This is a genomic window from Paenarthrobacter sp. NPDC091711 (assembly GCF_044756605.1).
GTDB lineage: Bacteria > Actinomycetota > Actinomycetes > Actinomycetales > Micrococcaceae > Arthrobacter.
Genome location: NZ_JBIVTF010000004.1, coordinates 279,852 through 296,781, shown reverse-complemented (window position 1 = coordinate 296,781; position 16,930 = coordinate 279,852). Strand labels below are relative to the sequence as shown.

Annotated in this window: 18 protein-coding genes; 10 read left to right on the top strand and 8 right to left on the bottom strand. The window is 63.8% G+C overall.

What is annotated here, in order from left to right:
• Nucleotides 1-43 precede the first annotated feature (43 nt).
• Entirely contained in the window at nt 44-712 is a 669-nt protein-coding gene (locus ACIQH5_RS09265; RefSeq protein WP_400402312.1) for a DUF1684 domain-containing protein, read from the top strand.
• On the opposite strand, the gene ACIQH5_RS09260 is transcribed toward ACIQH5_RS09265, so the two are convergent.
• Nucleotides 709-1,905: an SLC13 family permease gene (locus ACIQH5_RS09260; RefSeq protein WP_400402310.1), complete on the bottom strand. Its 1,197-nt coding sequence runs from the start codon at nt 1,903-1,905 to the stop codon at nt 709-711. The two genes, ACIQH5_RS09265 and ACIQH5_RS09260, sit on opposite strands and share 4 nt — an antisense overlap.
• A gap of 134 nt (nt 1,906-2,039) precedes the next feature.
• Here ACIQH5_RS09260 and ACIQH5_RS09255 point away from each other — a divergent pair, with 134 nt between their 5' ends.
• The 3 genes from ACIQH5_RS09255 (at nt 2,040) to ACIQH5_RS09245 (ending at nt 4,113) form a co-directional block, all read left to right on the top strand.
• Nucleotides 2,040-2,630: a DM13 domain-containing protein gene (locus ACIQH5_RS09255; RefSeq protein ID WP_400402308.1), complete on the top strand. Its 591-nt coding sequence runs from the start codon at nt 2,040-2,042 to the stop codon at nt 2,628-2,630.
• A 100-nt stretch (nt 2,631-2,730) separates the two neighbouring features.
• A complete protein-coding gene (locus tag ACIQH5_RS09250) occupies nt 2,731-3,609 on the top strand; it encodes a fumarylacetoacetate hydrolase family protein (RefSeq protein WP_400402306.1) in 879 nt (292 codons plus the stop codon).
• Between the two features lie 18 nt (nt 3,610-3,627).
• Nucleotides 3,628-4,113, top strand: a complete 486-nt coding sequence (locus ACIQH5_RS09245; protein ID WP_400402304.1) for a GtrA family protein — start codon at nt 3,628-3,630, stop codon at nt 4,111-4,113.
• Nucleotides 4,114-4,120: 7 nt separating this feature from the next.
• On the opposite strand, the gene ACIQH5_RS09240 is transcribed toward ACIQH5_RS09245, so the two are convergent.
• The 6 genes from ACIQH5_RS09240 to ACIQH5_RS09215 all read right to left on the bottom strand — a co-directional run bounded on the left by ACIQH5_RS09240 (nt 4,121) and on the right by ACIQH5_RS09215 (nt 10,697).
• Nucleotides 4,121-5,290 (bottom strand): cysteine desulfurase family protein, encoded by a 1,170-nt coding sequence (locus ACIQH5_RS09240; protein WP_400402302.1) that lies wholly within the window; start codon nt 5,288-5,290, stop codon nt 4,121-4,123.
• A 7-nt stretch (nt 5,291-5,297) separates the two neighbouring features.
• Nucleotides 5,298-6,170: a carboxylating nicotinate-nucleotide diphosphorylase gene (gene nadC, locus ACIQH5_RS09235; RefSeq protein ID WP_400402300.1), complete on the bottom strand. Its 873-nt coding sequence runs from the start codon at nt 6,168-6,170 to the stop codon at nt 5,298-5,300.
• Nucleotides 6,163-8,019, bottom strand: coding sequence for an L-aspartate oxidase (locus ACIQH5_RS09230; RefSeq protein ID WP_400402298.1), 1,857 nt, complete (start codon nt 8,017-8,019; stop codon nt 6,163-6,165). Before ACIQH5_RS09230 ends, nadC begins: the two co-directional genes overlap by 8 nt.
• 68 nt (nt 8,020-8,087) lie before the next feature.
• A complete protein-coding gene (gene nadA / locus ACIQH5_RS09225) occupies nt 8,088-9,395 on the bottom strand; it encodes a quinolinate synthase NadA (RefSeq protein ID WP_400402296.1) in 1,308 nt (435 codons plus the stop codon).
• Entirely contained in the window at nt 9,392-10,111 is a 720-nt protein-coding gene (locus ACIQH5_RS09220; RefSeq protein ID WP_400402294.1) for an NUDIX hydrolase, read from the bottom strand. The genes nadA and ACIQH5_RS09220 overlap by 4 nt, the downstream gene beginning before the upstream one ends.
• A gap of 112 nt (nt 10,112-10,223) precedes the next feature.
• Nucleotides 10,224-10,697, bottom strand: a complete 474-nt coding sequence (locus ACIQH5_RS09215; protein WP_014922130.1) for an Lrp/AsnC family transcriptional regulator — start codon at nt 10,695-10,697, stop codon at nt 10,224-10,226.
• 174 nt (nt 10,698-10,871) lie between these two features.
• On the opposite strand from ACIQH5_RS09215, the gene ACIQH5_RS09210 reads away from it, so the two are divergent.
• The 5 genes from ACIQH5_RS09210 (at nt 10,872) to ACIQH5_RS09190 (ending at nt 15,665) form a co-directional block, all read left to right on the top strand.
• Nucleotides 10,872-12,257, top strand: coding sequence for an amino acid permease (locus ACIQH5_RS09210; RefSeq protein ID WP_400402292.1), 1,386 nt, complete (start codon nt 10,872-10,874; stop codon nt 12,255-12,257).
• 138 nt (nt 12,258-12,395) lie between these two features.
• On the top strand, nt 12,396-13,448 hold the full coding sequence (locus tag ACIQH5_RS09205) for a thiamine pyrophosphate-dependent enzyme (protein WP_400402290.1): 1,053 nt from the start codon (nt 12,396-12,398) through the stop codon (nt 13,446-13,448).
• Entirely contained in the window at nt 13,441-14,511 is a 1,071-nt protein-coding gene (locus ACIQH5_RS09200; protein ID WP_400402288.1) for an alpha-ketoacid dehydrogenase subunit beta, read from the top strand. The genes ACIQH5_RS09205 and ACIQH5_RS09200 overlap by 8 nt, the downstream gene beginning before the upstream one ends.
• Nucleotides 14,504-14,833 (top strand): biotin/lipoyl-containing protein, encoded by a 330-nt coding sequence (locus tag ACIQH5_RS09195; protein WP_014922133.1) that lies wholly within the window; start codon nt 14,504-14,506, stop codon nt 14,831-14,833. The genes ACIQH5_RS09200 and ACIQH5_RS09195 overlap by 8 nt, the downstream gene beginning before the upstream one ends.
• Nucleotide 14,834: 1 nt before the next feature.
• A complete protein-coding gene (locus ACIQH5_RS09190; RefSeq protein WP_082697757.1) occupies nt 14,835-15,665 on the top strand; it encodes an alpha/beta fold hydrolase in 831 nt (276 codons plus the stop codon).
• Between the two features lie 19 nt (nt 15,666-15,684).
• On the opposite strand, the gene ACIQH5_RS09185 is transcribed toward ACIQH5_RS09190, so the two are convergent.
• Nucleotides 15,685-16,098 (bottom strand): MarR family transcriptional regulator, encoded by a 414-nt coding sequence (locus ACIQH5_RS09185; RefSeq protein WP_400402285.1) that lies wholly within the window; start codon nt 16,096-16,098, stop codon nt 15,685-15,687.
• An 86-nt stretch (nt 16,099-16,184) separates the two neighbouring features.
• On the opposite strand from ACIQH5_RS09185, the gene ACIQH5_RS09180 reads away from it, so the two are divergent.
• The gene (locus tag ACIQH5_RS09180) at nt 16,185-16,853 is read left to right on the top strand and encodes a phosphoribosyltransferase (protein WP_400402501.1); all 669 of its coding nucleotides are present in this window, start codon (nt 16,185-16,187) and stop codon (nt 16,851-16,853) included.
• Nucleotides 16,854-16,930 lie beyond the last annotated feature (77 nt).

Genomic DNA, 16,930 nt, shown 5'->3' with positions numbered 1-16,930 from the left:
ATCGGCGGCAGTCCCGCGACACGCACAGGACTAGGCTGAGGGTATGGCTCCCGATCAGCAGGATTACTTCGAGGACAACATCCCCGCCATGTCAGCAGTTGATATTGCCGACTGGCGCTTGCGGACGTTCGCTCTCTACGACAAGGTGCGTCAACTCGCAGCCACCAACCCGTTCGACGCCCATGTGTTCTGGCGGCAGGAACGGGACCTGATGTTCGCCACGCATCCTGCTTCAGCGCTGACGGCCGATATGAAGGGCTCATTTTCCGGACTTCGAACTGCTGACTATGACCCCTCCTTCCGGAGGTACGCTGCCCTGTCGCCCGAGGGAAGCGGACAGGAGATGAACGTCGAAACGGGGACCGACGGCGTAGTGCCCTTCACCAGGATCGGCACCTTTGAGTTGCCCGGGCTGGGTTCGTTGGCTGCATGGCGGCTACGGAGCTACGGCGGCGGCATCTTTGTGCCCTTCCGGGATGCGACGGCCGGCAAGAACGGCGGAAGCTACGGAGCAGGCCGGTATCTGCTGGACACGGTCAAAGGCTCATTTCACGGAACGCGAGGATCCGGCGCCGAACAAGAGTTCGTCCTGGACTTCAACTTTGCCTACAACCCGTCGTGCGCCTACAACGAAGCCTGGGCATGCCCGCTGGCCGGACCAGCCAACCGTCTGGCTGCCGAGGTGCCCGTGGGCGAACTCTATCTGGGCTAGCCAAACAACCCTCCGGGGCCAACAGCCACGAGAGCTGCTATGGCCGCCACTATTGTCAGCGGAGCCACTATCAGGCCGAAGACCGCATATCCCTTCCACGTGATCAGCACGTTCATCCGCACCAGCCTGTCATGCCACAACAGGGTGGCCAGCGAGGCCCACGGCGTAATCAACGGCCCTGCGTTCACTCCTACCAACAGCGCTGCCATTCGCACCGGACTTCCGGCCAGCGGCTCGGCCAGGAGATACGCCGGCAGGTTGTTGACGACGTTTGAGCCGAGTGCTCCCGTCATGGCCAACCTCAGCAGTTCAACAAACCCGCCTCCTTCACCAGCCACCTGTCCAAGCAGAAGCGAAGCACCCAGGTATTGGGTTGCCTCAACCACCAGGAAAAGTCCACAGGTGAACAGCAACAGCGACCAGGGAATCAGCGTCACCTTGAGTACTTTGGGGCGTCGGATGGCGAATGCGACCGCCAGGATCACGGCTGCCGCGGTGGCGGGAATCCAGATTGCCGCGCCGGATACCAGTGCCGGAATGAGCAATACCAGGACAACGGCACTGGCCCCGAGCAGAACCTTGTCAGTTCCTGCCCTGGATGAGGGTACTTGCGCTGGACGGGCGGAATCCAGGGCGTAGGTCTTGCGCAGTTCGCGCCGGAAGACCACGGCAATGAAGGCCAGGGGAACCAGAACGGCGGCTAATGACGGCGCCCACATCAACTGAGCGAACTGTGCGGGACTGATGCCGCCCAGATTGTGTTGGGCCAAGAGGTTGGTCAGGTTGGAGATGGGAAGCAGCAAACTGGCCGTATTGGCCAGCCAGACAGTGGTCAAGGCGAACGGCAGGACGGGGAGGCCCGCTTGACGGGCGACGGTAACCACTACAGGCGTGAGGAGCACCGCCGTCGTATCCAACGACAGGAAAACCGTGCTCAACGTGGCAAACAGGGACAACAGCAACCACAGCAGGACGCTGCGGCCACGCCCCCAACCGCGCACGTGCCGGGCAATCCACTGGAAAGCGCCGGCTTCACTGACGAGCTCGGTCACCACGGTCATGGCAACCACAAAGCCCAGTATGGGTGCCACCCGTTCTACGAGGACCGCCACTTCCTGCCAGGGCAGGACACCCGTGGCCACGGTGATCCCACCAGCCACGAGGAGGACCAACCCGATGATCGCCAGACGCATGGAACGGATTCTAAGCCCCGGCCCTGTGTTCTTCCTCCACAGGGGTTCTACCTGCACGACGGGTGGACTAAGGCGTCACCATCCTGTAAGTAATGGAACCCCCGCGACGCTCCTGTGAAGCCTAGCCTTGGAGCATGAATACACCGCGGAGCCTGAACAGCCTGCGTAGTGCGCACTGGCTGATTAGCGTGATCCGGACCCACAAAATCCTTGCGGCTGTTGCAGGGGTAGCGGTCCTTTCAATGGTGGTTGTGGGGGCCGCCCTGTTTCAGCCCTGGCGCATCTTTACCAGTAGCAGCGTCTACGAAGCCCTGCCGGCCACGCCCGGTTCCGCGAGCGCACCGGCTCCCGCAACAGCGACTCCCCCACCAGCAGCTCCAGTGACACCGGTGATTCTCAGTTCTGGCACTTTCCTATCCCAGGAACATGAGACCACTGGTACTGCCCGGTTGGTGAAACTCCCTGATGGCAGCCATCTGCTGCGGCTCGAGGACCTGGCCAGCAGTGACGGCCCGGACGTCAAAGTCTGGTTGAGCAGCCTTCCGGCCGGGGGCGACTGGTTCAAGTACCGGTCTGGCCGATACGTCGACCTCGGGGCTGTCAAAGCCACGCACGGCAATCACAACTACCTCGTTCCGGCCGGAACGGACATCGCAGGGCTGACATCCGTGGTGCTGTGGTGTGACCGCTTCAGCGTCGCTTTCGGATCCGCGCCTCTCACCTGATGCGTTGTGAGGCCCGCCCTGCGCGCGAAGAACGTGTCGCGGGACGTAAAGCGGGCCTCACATCACAGAGCATCACCCAGGGAGGACGTAGGATGTCATCATGACTTCGCCTCTTTCCCGTCGCATTGCCCGTGTCCGGCCTGTCCCGGCATCGTCTGACGCAGCCCTAACCTCAGCCCGCCAGTCTCCTGCCGAGCATTTCTTTGTGGCCAACGACTCCCCCGATTTCGACTCAGTGGACGGCAAGCGGTGGACCGTGGTGGAGTCCCCTTTCCCGGCGTCGAGGGCCAATGCCAACAGCCCCGCCAGGGAGGGGTGGGAGCTCGGGGCGGTGGTCGGCCAAGAGACTTTTACTTTCCTGGCGCCGTCAGTACCTGTGAACGTCTTCGGCATGGCGCACAACACCGGGCAACCTGGCCGGGACCTGCCGCCCCAGGCCTTCCACAAGGCGGCGTCCAGCGTGATCGGCCCCGGGGAGGCCATCCAACTCAGCTCCACCGTCGGTTACGTGGATCCGGAAGCGGAACTGACCGTCGTCGTCGGCCGTCCTGCCCGGGGCTTGACGCTCGAAACGGCGCGGTCGGCAATTCTGGGCTACACCATCGGCAATGATGTCTCAGCGCGCGACCTCCAGAAAACCGACGAGCTGTGGATCAGCGCCAAGAGCCAGGACACGTTCACCCCCGCGGGCCCCTGGATGGTCACGGACCTGGATGATGCGGACCTCTCCATCGGGATCATCCACAACGGCACCGAACTGAAAACGGCGAGTTCCGCAGACCTCGGCTGGAAGGTGGACGAGATCCTGGTGTACCTGACCTCCTTCATGACGCTGCAGCCCGGCGACCTGGTGCTCACGGGGTTCCCCGCAGAGTGCGCACGCATCCAGCCCGGAGACACAGTGGTGTGCCGGGTGGAAGGCATCGGCGAACTTCACAACCCCGTCACTGGCGCTTCATGGGAGGAACTGCCCGGGTAATGTGTCAGGCTTAAGGGCATGGAGACAGCCGCGGACGCCACTGAGCTGCGCCCGTCTCCGCCCCGGAAGCCCTCACGCAAACGGCACCGCGGCGTCCTCAAGTACCCGGTAGTGCGGCAATTGATCCGCTTCACGGGCGTTGGAGTCGTCTGCACCGCGAGTTCGCTCGCGATTTACGCCTTGCTGCGTCCATGGATCGATCCTCAGCTCGCCAACGCTGTTGCCCTCATTGTGACGTCGTTGATGAACACGGCCCTGAACCGGCGGCTGACCTTCAAAATCACGGGCCGTAAGAAGCGGGCGCAGGACCACCTTAGCGGAGTGATCGTGATCGCCATCGCGCTGATCATTACCGGCGGTAGCTTGGGTGTGTTGCATCTTCTGCGGCCCGAAGCCACCGTCACCGAGGAGCTGTGGACCACCACACTGTCCGGCTTCGTGGCCACGGCGGTCCGGTTTACCCTGCTACGGCATTGGATCTTCCGGCGCGCACGGCACGTGTAACTGGTGGCTAGTCCCGCTGTTGCGGGGCAGCCAGGTTCCGCACGCGTCCGACGGCGGTTTCCACGGCGGCGGCTGCCTGCTCCAGTTCGGCGTCGGTGACAGTTGAGGTGAAGCTGAAACGCACCGCCGTTTGGGCCGTTTCAGGGGCGATACCAAGGGCCACCAGGACAGGCGAGGGCGCGTCGGATCCCGCCGCGCAGGCCGAGCCACTGGAACACACCACGCCGAGCCGCTCCAGCTCAAGCAGCACAGACTCGCCGCTGGTTCCGGGGAAGCAGAAAGACGCCACCGAGGGCAGGCGTTGAACTCGGTGTCCTGTCAGCAGGGCATCAGGTACGGTGGCGATGATCCGCTGGATGAACTGATCCCTGAGATCCGAAACACGGGCTGCTTGATGGGGCTGTTCAGCGTCGGAGAGCGTGAGCGCCGTGGACAGCGCAACAGCCCCGGCCACGTTCTCTGTGCCGGAGCGCTTTGCCCTCTCCTGGCCGCCACCGTGCACCAGGGGCTCCACCCGAAGACGGCCCTTGGTGAACAGGACACCGGATCCTTTGGGAGCCCCAAGTTTGTGTCCGGAAATACTCATGGCGTCCACACCCAGCGCCTTGACGTCCAGCGGCAACCATCCAGCGGCTTGCACTGCGTCCGTGTGGAACGGCACTCCGTGGTCCCGGGCCACTGCGGCCAAGGCTGCAATGGGCTGGACAGTTCCCACCTCGTTGTTCGCGTACATCACGCTCACCAGGGCGGTTTGGGGTCCTATCACCATTCGCAGGCCATCAACGGAGACCAAGCCTTCCCCGTCCACGGGGAGAACGTCCACGGCGAATCCGTGCACTCGCTCCAGGTAGCGGGCTGATTCTTCCACTGCGGGATGCTCGATCGCACTGATCACTACACGGTTCAGCGAAGGATCAGCCGCCAGCCGGGCCAGCGCAATGCCTTTGACGGCCAGGTTGTCCGCTTCGGTGCCACCGGAGGTGAACGTCACCTCACCGGCTCGGCATTTGAGGACCTTCGCGACGCCGGAACGGGCTTCTGCAAGCGCAGCGGCTGCCGTTTCGCCCAGGCTGTGGTGGCTGGAGGGGTTGCCGAACTCGCCACTCAGGTAAGGCCACATGGCTTCAAGGGCCTCACGGCGTACCGGAGTGGTGGCGGCGGCGTCGAGGAAGATCATGGGGTGGTCAGGCAGTCTCTAGAACAACGTCGAGCCCGAGATCGAGGGCGCTCACGCTATGGGTCAGGCCTCCTATGGAGATGACGTCCACGCCCGCCGAAGCAATCTCGGTGACGGTGTTGATGTTCACATTGCCACTGGCTTCCACGATGGCCCGGCCGTCCACCTGCTTAACCCCGGCCCGGAGCTCGTCCATGGAGAAATTGTCAAGCATGATGGTGTCCACGCCTGCCGCGAGGACCGGTTCGATCTGCTCGGCACGGTCCACTTCAACTTCGAAGTGCGTCGTGTGGCCAAGCTGGGCTTTGGCGGCAATCAACAGCTCGGTCAGCTTGCTGGAGTCGCCTCCGGTCATGACGGCCAGGTGGTTGTCCTTGGCCAGGACGGCGTCTGAGAGGCTGTAGCGGTGGTTCGCTCCCCCACCGCAGCGAACCGCGTAGCGTTCCAGAACACGAAGGCCGGGCGTGGTTTTGCGGGTGTCGGTGATGCGCGCATGCGTGCCTTCAACCAAGCTCACGAACTCCGCGGTCTTGGTAGCAATGGCACTCATCCGTTGCACCAGGTTCAGGCCTACCCTTTCGGCAAGCAGCACCGAGCGGGCGCTGCCGCTGACCCGCGCGAGGTGGGTTCCGGCGTCGAACTCTTCACCGTCGGCGAGCAACAACTCAACCTCAGTGTCCGGGTCCACGAGCTTCATGGCATCGCGGAAAACTGTACCGCCGCTGAAAACACCCGGGACGCGCGCGTTCAGCACCGCAATTGCACGGGCGTCTGCGGGAATCAGCAGCTGCGAGGTGATGTCGCCGCTGGGTGCGTCCTCCGCGAACGCCCGTTCCAGGATGTCCCGGACGGGGGCTGCGGGGAGGGTCAGGTTAGTCATGGACGAGGCTCACTTTCCGGCTCATGGTGTAACGCTTGTCAAAATCTTCGACGGCGGTTGGTTCCGTCAGGCTGTCGCTGCGGTAATGCGCCCCCAAGGACTCCCGCCGTTCCCGGGCAGCATGTACGAGCAACTGCGCCGCCAACAAGAGGTTGGAGTCCTCATGCTCCCGGATATCCAAGGAATCAGGCACATTCAGTGGAAGCACGTCCTCTGCCCAGGCAGCCAACGCCACCCCGGCCTCACGAATCAGCACGCCATCACGCAAAACCCCGGCCTTGGCAGTCATCAAACGCCGCAAAGTCCCCCGCGAAAACACCCCCGCATCCGCCAAAGAAACCTCCCGAGCCCCCGGTCCAGGCAAAGACTCAAACTCCCAGGAAACAGGAGCAGGCACCGGATCCAACACCAACGCCCAACCGCCCGGATTAGTCGACAAGTCCTCTTCCAGCGGCGCCGGAGGCCCCGACAGCGCCGTTGTCGCGTGAGGGCCCGAACCAGCCGCCGAGCTAGCGAGGCGATCGCCGGTACGAGGCGCGAGCGCAGGCGCCAAGGGGCCTGTGGCGCCGCGGTCACCGTAGAGGAACGCTTCAACGGCTCGCCGCCCGAACACGAGGCCTTCGAGGAGGGAGTTGCTCGCCAAGCGGTTGGCGCCTTGCACCCCGGTACAAGCCACTTCGCCGGCAGCCAGGAGCCCGGGAACGGAGGTGCGTCCGTGGAGGTCGGTCACCACGCCGCCCATCCAGTAGTGGGCGGCCGGCGCGACGGGGACGAGCTCTGTTGTCCAGTCAACTCCGGCTTGGCGGGTGCGTTTGCTGAGGGTGGGGAAGCGCTTGGCCAGGAAGCCCCGGCCCCGCTGTTCTTCGATCACGGTGGCGTCGAGGAATACGTGGCCGTTGGGGTCCCCGAGTTTTGCCAGGTGCAGGGCGATGGTGCGTGAGACGACGTCCCTGGGTGCGAGTTCGGCATCCGGGTGGTAGTCGGGCATGAAGCGGTGACCGGTGGCGTCTACCAGGATGGCGCCTTCGCCCCGCACTGCTTCGGAGATCAGCAGGGGGTCATTGTTGCCCTCGGCTTCGCGGGCTTCCTCAGGAAGCACCATGCAGGTGGGGTGGAATTGGAAGAACTCAAGGTCGGCGACGGCGGCACCCGCACGCCATGCGAGCGCCAAGCCATCTGCTGTTGCCACAGCCGGATTGGTGGTTTGCGCGAAGAGTTGTCCGGCTCCGCCGGTGGCGAGCAGGACGGAGTCACCGTGGACGCCGAGGTGGCGCCCTTCGTGAAGGAAATTGGCCCCCACCACACGGCCGCCCTGCTCTCCGCCCAGGGAGAGCGATGTTACGTGGGCGTGCCCGATCACCTGGATCTTTCCTGCGGCCTGGAAGTCCAGGACGGTCCTGATCAGTGCGGCCGCCACCCCGGCTCCTGTGGCGTCGCCGCCGGCGTGCAGGATGCGGGGAGCTGAGTGGGCGGCTTCAAGACCCAGTGCGGGATCACCGTCGCCGTCGAGGTCGAAGCGGACGCCGAAACGCCCCAGCCCTGCGATGTCCAGCCGCGCCTCGGTGCACAACACCCGTACCGCTTCTTCGTTGCAGTGGCCGGCCCCGGCTCTGAGCGTGTCCGCGATGTGGGCTGCCACGGTATCGCCGGGGGCTGGATCGTCCAACACAGCGGAGATCCCGCCTTGGGCGTAGTAGGTGTTGCTGTCCGCGAGTGCGCCTTTGGTCAACAGCACCACTTCCGCGCCGGCTTCGGCAGCCAGCAGGGCTGAGTACAGCCCTGCTATGCCGCTTCCGACGACGACCAGCCGTTGGGGTGCCTGCCCGCCAGTAAGGCTCTCTGTAGTCATGTGGGGCTCAATTCGGCTAGTCGGGTGTTATGCCCGGATAGTGATGCCGGCTTGGTGGTGCCGGTTGCTTAGGCAGGCTTGGCTGCCAGCATGCGTTCCAGCGCAATCTTGGCGTTGTCCTGCACGGAGTCGTCAACGGTGATGCGGTTGACGATGCGTCCTTCCACGAGTTCCTCCAGGACCCAGGCGAGGTAGCCGGGGTGGATGCGGTACATGGTGGAGCACGGGCAGATGACGGGGTCGAGGCAGAAGATGGTGTGCTGCGGGTTTTCGGCGGCGAGCCGGTTCACCATGTTGATCTCGGTGCCGATGGCGAACGTGGTGGGTTCGGTGGCGGCGGCGATGGCCTTCTTGATGAAGTCGGTGGATCCTGCGGAGTCCGCGGCGTCCACTACCTCCATGGGGCATTCGGGGTGGACAATCACGTTGACGCCCGGGAAGTCTTGCCGGGCTTTCTCGATCTGGCCCACGTTGAAGCGCTTGTGGACTGAGCAGAAGCCGTGCCAGAGGATGACTCGGGAGTCCTGCAGTGTTTGTTCGTCGTTTCCGCCGAGTTCCTTGCGGGGGTTCCACATGGGCATCTGCTCAAGCGGGACGCCCAGTGCCTTGGCGGTGTTCCGGCCCAGGTGCTGATCGGGGAAGAAGAGGACCCGCTGCCCGCGTTCGAAGGCCCATTCCAGCACCACTTTGGCGTTGGAGGAGGTGCAGACAATCCCGCCGTTCCGCCCACAGAACGCCTTCAGCGCCGCCGAAGAGTTCATGTAGGTGACGGGGATGACCGGTGCCCGTCCGGAGGCATCCGGTTCCGTGCCGAAGATTTCTTCAAGCTGCTCCCAGCATTCCTCCACGGAGTCTTCATCTGCCATGTCCGCCATGGAGCATCCTGCGGCGAGGTTCGGCAGGATGACGGCCTGTTCCGGCGTGGAGAGGATGTCCGCTGTCTCAGCCATGAAGTGGACGCCGCAGAAGATGATCGCTTCGGCGTCGGGCTTGGTCAGGGCAGCATTGGCGAGCTGGAAGGAGTCGCCTACGAAGTCCGCGTATTGGATGACTTCATCGCGTTGGTAGAAGTGACCCAGAATGACGGCGCGGTCCCCGAGTGTCGCTTTGGCCGCGCGGATGCGGGCGTCCAGTTCGGCGTCGGTGGCCTTTTTGTACTCTTCGGGCAGCTGGCCCTGGCGCGGAGTTGCTTTGGGAGCGACGTCGTCGATGGAGGCACCCGGGCCATAGGCGGGTTCCCCGGCGAGGGATTCGGCAAGGTCGTATTCCCAAGGGCCCCTGGCCAGGGCCGGGCTGCACGTGGACCCTGCGCGGGAGAGGCCCTTCTCGGCTTCTTCGCGAGTGATCAGCTGGACGGCAGTGTTGACGCTGCTCATGGTGTACTCCTGTTATCTGGCCCGAGGCCGGGCGTGCCGGTGAAGCGGTAGAGGCGTGGCGGGCGGTGTTTCCCGCCTTGAAGGTATTCACCGGTTTCTTCGATTTCCGGTGTCGCCTTGACGTGCCTGCGGAAGTTGGCGGGATCGAGCTGGCGATCCAGCACGGCCTCGTAGACTTCGCGGACCTGGGCGAGGGTGAAGAACTCGCCCAGCAGGTGGTAGGCGATGGACCCGTAGGCCATCTTGTTGCGGAGCCGCCACAGGGCGTAGTCCACGATTGCGTTGTGGTCGAAGGCAAGTTCGCCGAGCCTGTCCGCCCTGAACCAGCGCACATTCTCTGATTCGTCAGCGAGGGCAGCCTCGGTGGGTTGTACCAGGGCCCAGTACACGATGGAGACCACCCGCTGGGTGGGTGACCTGTGGAGGCCGCCGAAAGCGTAGAGCTGCTCGAGGTAGTGGGGCGTCAGGCCGGTGGTTTCGCGGAGGTTCCGTGAGGCCGCGTCCTGGAGGGACTCGTCATGGGCCAGGGGGCCGCCGGGAAGCGCCCACATTTCCTTGTAGGGTTCACGGATGCGCCGGACCAGAGGCAGCCACAGTGTGGGTCGCCCGGAGGTCTCGCTGGGGCGGAGCGCGAAAATCACCGTTGAAATAGCCAACGACGGCGGTGCGAGCCGCCGCTCGGCAACGTTGGCTGAGTTGGTGTTCACGGCGTTCACCTCGCTTCGTCGCCGTCCGGAACGCTCTCCAGTGAAGTTGGAGCGTTAGTTAAAGTCATCTTGACTAGAACTAATGGTACGACTCAACGGGCGCTTGGCAAAATGCTTTACGTCACACTGGCTTCGCAGCGGCTTCCATCAGCGGCAGCGTGCGCCCCTGGATGTGACTGTTCAGGACGATGACCGAAGAGCACCGGACCACAGACTTGGTGGCGATCATGGCGTCAAGGACTCGCTGCATATCCGGGTTGGACCGCGCCGCAATCCTCACCATCAGATCCGAATTACCTGTGACCGTGTGGACCTCGATAATTTCCGGGATGGCACTCAGGCTTTCAATGATCGCGTCATGGCCGATCTCCTGGGTGATGGTGACGGAACAGAACGCCACCACAGGAAAGCCGAAATTGGCCGGATCAGGTTGCGGAACCCAGGACCCGATGACCCCGTTCTCGATCATGCGATCGATCCGGGACTGCACCGTAGCCCGGGCAACCCTGAGCACGCGGGAGGCCTCCAGCACGGAAGATCGCGGCGAATCCGTGAAGAAACGTACAATTTTTGCATCAAGCGCATCGACCAGCATCAAAGTTCCTGTCCCCGGGGATCCGTACCCATCACATCGCTACAGCAAAAAGTGATGTATCTTACAATCTGCGAGAATTATTCCACGGCTCTTGCTGCGTCGTCGACGCCCGCGTGCCAAGCCCATGAGGCCAACACGCCAAACCAGCATGTAATCCATAGAAGGTAGACACGTATGACAACGAAGTCCATCGCGGCTCCTGCCCCTACATCCGGCCTCGGCCACTCCCTCAAGCCACGCCAGCTCACCATGATGGGCCTGGGCAGCGCGATCGGCGCAGGCCTTTTCCTCGGCTCGGGAGCAGGCGTTCAGGCTGCCGGACCGGCGGTGCTCATTTCTTATCTCGTGGCCGGCACCCTGATCATCCTGGTCATGTGGGCCCTCGGCGAGATGGCGGCCGCCAACCCGAACAGCGGCGCTTTCTCCGTGTACGCGGAGAAAGCCATGGGCAAGACCGCCGGTGGCACCATCGGCTGGCTGTGGTGGTTGCAGCTGGTAGTGGTGATTGCCGCCGAAGCCATTGGAGCGGCCGGGCTCCTGTTTTCCATCTGGCCAGTGATCCCCGTATGGGTCCTTGCACTGGTGTTCATGGTGGTGTTCACAGGCATCAATCTGGTAGGCGTGCGCAACTTCGGCGAGTTCGAATTCTGGTTCGCCATCCTCAAGGTCGCTGCAATCGTGATCTTCCTGCTCATTGGCGCAGCCCTGCTCTTCGGCTGGCTGCCGAACGTGCCGTCGCCCGGCTTCTCCGCGTTCGGCGACTTCGCCCCCAACGGCATCGGCGGTATCGCCGCCGCCCTGTTCGTCGTCATCTTCGCCTTCGGTGGAACAGAGATCGTCAGCGTCGCTGCCGCTGAAACCGAGAACCCCGCCCACAGCGTTGGCAAGGCCATCCGTACGGTGGTTTGGCGCATCCTGGTCTTCTACATCGGCTCTGTCTTCGTGATCGCAGCCGTTCTCCCCGTGGGCTCAGAGGGACTAAAGTCTCCGTTTGCCGGTGTGCTGGACCTCGCGGGCATCCCGGGCGCCGGTGCTGCCATCACCTTGGTAGCCGTTGTCGCCCTGCTGTCCGCCCTCAATGCCAACCTGTACGGCGCCTCCCGCATGATCTTCTCCCTCTCTGAGCGCGGCGAAGCGCCTCGCTTCCTGTCCCGCCTGAGCGGCTCCAAGGTTCCCGTGGCCGCCGTCGGAATTTCGGTTGCCTTCGGCTTCATCGCCACAGTCCTTGAGCTGTTGTTCCCGGAGAAAATCCTGCCGGCACTCCTGAACCTGGTGGGCTCCACGTGCCTGGTGGTCTGGGGTACCGCACTGGTGTCCCAGTTCATCCTGCGCCGCAGGGCTGACAAGGAAGGCACCGAACTGCCATTGCGCATGAAGGGCTTCCCGTTCCTCACCATCGTGGGACTCGTCCTGCTGGGCCTCATCCTGGTAGTGGGCTTCGCCAACCCTGAGAGCGCCGGACAGCTGATCGGAACGTTCATCCTGATTCTGTTCATCGCCGCTGGCTGCTTCATCAACGCCAAGTCCAAGGCTGCCAAGCAGCCCACGTCGGTCGAGTAACCGTCTGCTCATCACCATCCAGAAGCCCCGCACAGTTTGTACCGTGCGGGGCTTCTTTTTGTGCCCAAATTGTACAAAGTGTTTCGTTTGAACTGAGCTGATTGCACATACCCCAGTTGGGTGACTAGGGTCACAGCCATGACTACCAAAGCCGTGCGGGGAGCCGTCGAGGATGACGCGGCCCCGCTCACCCACCATCAACTTCGTGAGCTATACACCCTGATGGCAGCCGTCCGGCACCTGGACACCTCAGCGGTTGCCTGGCAGCGCCAGGGCATCATCCCGGGATACGCGCCGGAGCTCGGGCAGGAGGCCGCGCAGGTAGGCAGCGGCTACGCCGTGGACCGGACCCGCGACTTCGTCTTCCCCACCTACCGTGAAATGGGTGTAGCCCGGGCCATGGGCTTGGACATGGTGGGATACATGTCCACGCACAAAGCCACCTGGCACGGCGGCATGTACAACCCGTTGGAATCCAGGTTCGCCCCCATCCAGGCAGTAGTAGCAGGTTCGGTCCTGCACGCTGTTGGCTGGGCCCACGGCCAAACCCTGGCTGGCCACGCAACGGGTGAAATTGGCGTGGCCATGACCTACTTCGGAGACGGCGCCTCCTCCCAAGGCGATGTGCATGAGGCCATGAACTTCGCCGCCGTCATGAAGTCCCCCGTGGTCTTCTTCATCCAGAACAACGGCTGGGCAATCTCGGTCCCCACAGAACGCCAGGTAGCCGGCGGCTCCGTCGCGGCGCGGGCTGCAGGCTATGGAATTCCTTCCGTGCAGGTGGACGGCAATGACGTGGTAGCGGTCTTCGAAGCCACCCGCTCCGCTTTCGCCCACTGCCGTGCAGGTAACGGCCCTGTGGTGATCGAGGCAATGACCTACCGCCGTGGTCCGCACTCCACTGCCGACGACCCCGGCCGCTACCGCACCCTGGACGAGGAACGCCTCGACGCCGGTGAGGATCCGCTGGAGCGTTTCAAGCAGCGGCTCCTGACCGACGGCGTGGCCGACGAAGCGTTCTTCGCAGAGGCACAGCGCCTGGCGGAAGAGGAGGAAGAAGCCGTCCGTGAGGGCATAGCAGAACTGGGTCCCCGGCCCGGCGCTGAAATGTTCAGCCTGGTCTTCCAGGAACCAACGCCCGCCCTTCAATCCCAGGCCACCGCGTGGCGCGAGGAGTCCGAACATGTCTGAGACCATTACTGCCGCGCCGGGTATTGAGACTGCCGCCGCCGGCGTTCGCCAGATGTCCATGCAGCAAGCACTCAACCGTGCACTCGATGAAATCCTGGCCGAAAACCCTAAAAGTGTCATCTTCGGCGAGGACTGCGGCCGGCTGGGTGGGGTCTTCCGCATCACCGACGGACTCCAGGCCAAGCATGGTGAGGCACGCGTCTTTGACACCCCGCTTGCCGAGTCCGGCATCCTCGGCATGTCCGTGGGCTTGGCCATGGCTGGCTTCCACCCCATCCCCGAGGTCCAGTTCGATGGCTTCGCCTATCCCGCCATCAACCAGATCGTCTGCCAGATCGCCCGAATGAATTACCGCAGCCGCGGCACGCTGCCCATGCCCATCACCCTGCGTGTGCCCAGCTTCGGGGGTATCCGCGCACCCGAACACCACGGAGAGAGCCTGGAGGCGCTCTTCGCGCACGTCCCGGGGCTCAAGGTGGTTTCGCCGTCCACTCCGCACGATGCCTACCATCTGCTGAAATACGCCGCCACCCGGCCGGACCCGGTGATTTTCATGGAACCGAAGTCCCGCTACTGGCAAAAGGGGCCGGTGGATGTCACCAACGCCCTTCCAGGCACAGTGCACGACGGCGATGCGGACAACGGCGGCAGCCTCACCGGCGCCCGGGTGGCCAGGGAAGGCCGCCACCTCACCCTCGTGGCGTGGGGTGCCATGGTGGCCCGATGCCTGCAGGTTGCTGAACTGGCAGCCGAAGACGGCATCGACGTCGAGGTCCTGGACCTGCGCTGGCTGAAGCCGATTGACGCCGAAGCATTGGCGACCTCCGTCGGCAAGACGCGACGCGCCGTCGTCGTCCACGAAGCGCCGCTGACCTCAGGCCTGGGCGCCGAAGTGGCCCAACTCATTACGCAGAGCTGTTTCGCAACACTGAAGGCGCCGGTGGAGCGTGTCACCGGCTTCGACGTGCCTTATCCCTCCGGAGACCTGGAGGACGAATACATCCCCAACATCGACCGCATCCTCTTTGGGATCCAACGCGTACTGGAGTACCGCCGTGGCTGAAATTTCCTTCCCGCTCCCCGACCTCGGCGAGGGCCTCATTGAAGCAACCGTGCTGGACTGGCTCGTGGAGCCCGGTCAGCAGGTGGAACGCAACCAAGCGATTGTGGAACTCGAAACCACCAAATCAGCGCTCGAATTGCCCAGCCCGCAGGCGGGTAAAGTGGTGCGTATTCACGGTGCGCCCGGCGACACGATCAACGTTGGCGAGCCGCTGATTGTGTTCGAGGTTCCGGACGACACCGCCGGGATCGTGGGCACTGTTCCGAAGGACGAAGCACCCAAGCGCCGGGTCCGCCTGAGCGCCGTACTCGATGAGGACTGACATGATGACCGGCAGGCACACCATGGAGCAGCACAGGCACACAGTAGAGGGCACGGACCCCGGGCTGTTCGTGGAAGTCCATGAGCCGGCCACCGACGCCGGCCTGCGCCCTGTCCTGCTGATCCACGGCTTCTCGTCATCGACCAAACTGAACTGGGTGGACAGCGGCTGGATCACCACCCTGCAGGACGCAGGCCGCCGGGTAATCACCGTTGACCTCCCCGGTCACGGCCGGAGCCACTCCCCCGAGGACCTGGACTCGTACACGCCCAGCCGCATCCGCGCCGACCTGCTCCAAATAGCGACCGACGCCGGCGCCCGGCCCCTGCGCGACGGCGACCCGTCCACTGGACTGGACGTCATTGGTTACTCCCTCGGTTCGCGGCTGGCGTGGGAATTTGGTGCCACCCAGCCGGACCTGGTGCACCGCATCGTCCTGGGCGGCCCGAGCTCGGCGGATCCGCTGGCAGCTTTCGACCTCGCGGCCGCCCAACGTCACCTGGCTGACGGCACACCCATAGAGGACGCGTCCACGGCCGGGCTGCTGAAGATGGCCCAGATGCTGCCCAGCAACAACTTGTTCGCCATGTTGTCGCTCATCGAGGCGATCAAGGGAGAACCTTTCGATCCCGCCGAGGCCGCCCCCCATACGCCCCTCTTGCTCGTAGCAGGCGAGAAGGACGAACGGGCAGCCACCATGCCGGAACTGGCCTCCATTGCCGGCAAACGCGGCGGGATGGTGGAGACCCTGGTGATCCCGGGGCGCACTCACACCAACGTGATCACAAGCCGGGCCTTCAAGGAAGCTGCCGTTCAGTTCCTCGGCGTGTAGTTCTCAGGGGGCCAGTCGCTCAGCGGGCCAGCCGCTCAGCGTTAAGGCTCATGCGCTCCAGCACACTCAGGGCCATGGCGTATTCATCAATGCCTATGCCCATGGACAAGTCCTGGCGCGTGTCTTCCACCAGCCGTTGGGCCTCGTGATACTTTTCCCGTCCCCGCTCGCTGAGTGCCAGCCGGTGGTCGATCATGGTGATCAGTCCATGCCCTACCAGGGCGGCGAGTTCCCGCTCGCGCATCCGGGTATCGCCACCCCACAGCGGCTGGAGGATGTCCTCCAGCTGTTCGGGCAGCATGGCGCCCTCCGAAAGGGCTCCCAAGGTGTGCCATTGGCGCCGGGTGAGCTTGATCCGCGCCAGGGTAGCCTCCAGCTGGACCTCCAATGCGGCGTCGAGCCTCTTGATCCAATATCCGATGGGCTTGTTCACAAGGCCATGCTTTCAGCGGGGGCGTCACCGGGCAAGGTGTGGACGGTAGGCTTGGACATGCAACGAATTACGTGGAAGTGGAGCAGATGGGCATGCGTTTCAAGGACCGTGCGGAAGCCGGTCGACGCCTGGCTGAAGGACTCCCCCAGCTGAGGGAACGGCCTGACACCATTGTCCTGGGCCTGGCCCGTGGCGGAGTCCCGGTAGCCGCCGCAGCAGCTGCAGAGTTATACCTGCCTTTCGGTGCCGTACTGGTCCGCAAGCTGGGCATCCCCGGCCGCGACGAGACCGCTTTCGGGGCACTGGCGTGGTCGCAGGGCGACGTCCTGCGGATGGTCAACAGGCCCCTGAAGGAACTCATTCTCGCTCACGGAATCTCCCAGTCTGCGTTGGATGCCGTGGAAGGCCGTGAACGTTCCGAACTGACCCGCCGCGCCAAAACTTATCCTGGCATCGAGAACGATCTTCGCGGAAAGACAGTGGTGCTGGCCGACGACGGACTGGCAACGGGGGCCACCATGCGGGCAGCCGTAGAGGCGGTCCGGGCCGGCGGTGCCGCCACGGTGATAGCCGCGGTGCCCGTGGCATCGCTGGAAGCCTCAACGTCCCTGGCCCGGGTCTGCGACTTCGTGATGGCCCTGCACACGCCGGGCAAATTCCATGCCGTTGGCGCCTTTTACGAGCACTTCGAGCAGTTGACCGACGCCGACGTCGTAGGTCAATTGGACGGCGCGGGTGCCAGCGGCCGCAAATAACCGCTGATGTCCACGATGAAAAAGACGGGTGCGGTCCATGTGGACCGCACCCGTCTTTCGTGTTCACTTGTTAGTGG

Coding starts and splice junctions, on each gene's coding strand:
- ACIQH5_RS09265 (WP_400402312.1), top strand. CDS start 44: ATGGCTCCCGATCAGCAGGATTACTTCGAGGACAACATCCCCGCCATG.
- ACIQH5_RS09260 (WP_400402310.1), bottom strand. CDS start 1,905: ATGCGTCTGGCGATCATCGGGTTGGTCCTCCTCGTGGCTGGTGGGATC.
- ACIQH5_RS09255 (WP_400402308.1), top strand. CDS start 2,040: ATGAATACACCGCGGAGCCTGAACAGCCTGCGTAGTGCGCACTGGCTG.
- ACIQH5_RS09250 (WP_400402306.1), top strand. CDS start 2,731: ATGACTTCGCCTCTTTCCCGTCGCATTGCCCGTGTCCGGCCTGTCCCG.
- ACIQH5_RS09245 (WP_400402304.1), top strand. CDS start 3,628: ATGGAGACAGCCGCGGACGCCACTGAGCTGCGCCCGTCTCCGCCCCGG.
- ACIQH5_RS09240 (WP_400402302.1), bottom strand. CDS start 5,290: ATGATCTTCCTCGACGCCGCCGCCACCACTCCGGTACGCCGTGAGGCC.
- nadC (WP_400402300.1), bottom strand. CDS start 6,170: ATGACTAACCTGACCCTCCCCGCAGCCCCCGTCCGGGACATCCTGGAA.
- ACIQH5_RS09230 (WP_400402298.1), bottom strand. CDS start 8,019: ATGACTACAGAGAGCCTTACTGGCGGGCAGGCACCCCAACGGCTGGTC.
- nadA (WP_400402296.1), bottom strand. CDS start 9,395: ATGAGCAGCGTCAACACTGCCGTCCAGCTGATCACTCGCGAAGAAGCC.
- ACIQH5_RS09215 (WP_014922130.1), bottom strand. CDS start 10,697: ATGCTGGTCGATGCGCTTGATGCAAAAATTGTACGTTTCTTCACGGAT.
- ACIQH5_RS09210 (WP_400402292.1), top strand. CDS start 10,872: ATGACAACGAAGTCCATCGCGGCTCCTGCCCCTACATCCGGCCTCGGC.
- ACIQH5_RS09205 (WP_400402290.1), top strand. CDS start 12,396: ATGACTACCAAAGCCGTGCGGGGAGCCGTCGAGGATGACGCGGCCCCG.
- ACIQH5_RS09200 (WP_400402288.1), top strand. CDS start 13,441: ATGTCTGAGACCATTACTGCCGCGCCGGGTATTGAGACTGCCGCCGCC.
- ACIQH5_RS09190 (WP_082697757.1), top strand. CDS start 14,835: ATGATGACCGGCAGGCACACCATGGAGCAGCACAGGCACACAGTAGAG.
- ACIQH5_RS09180 (WP_400402501.1), top strand. CDS start 16,185: ATGGGCATGCGTTTCAAGGACCGTGCGGAAGCCGGTCGACGCCTGGCT.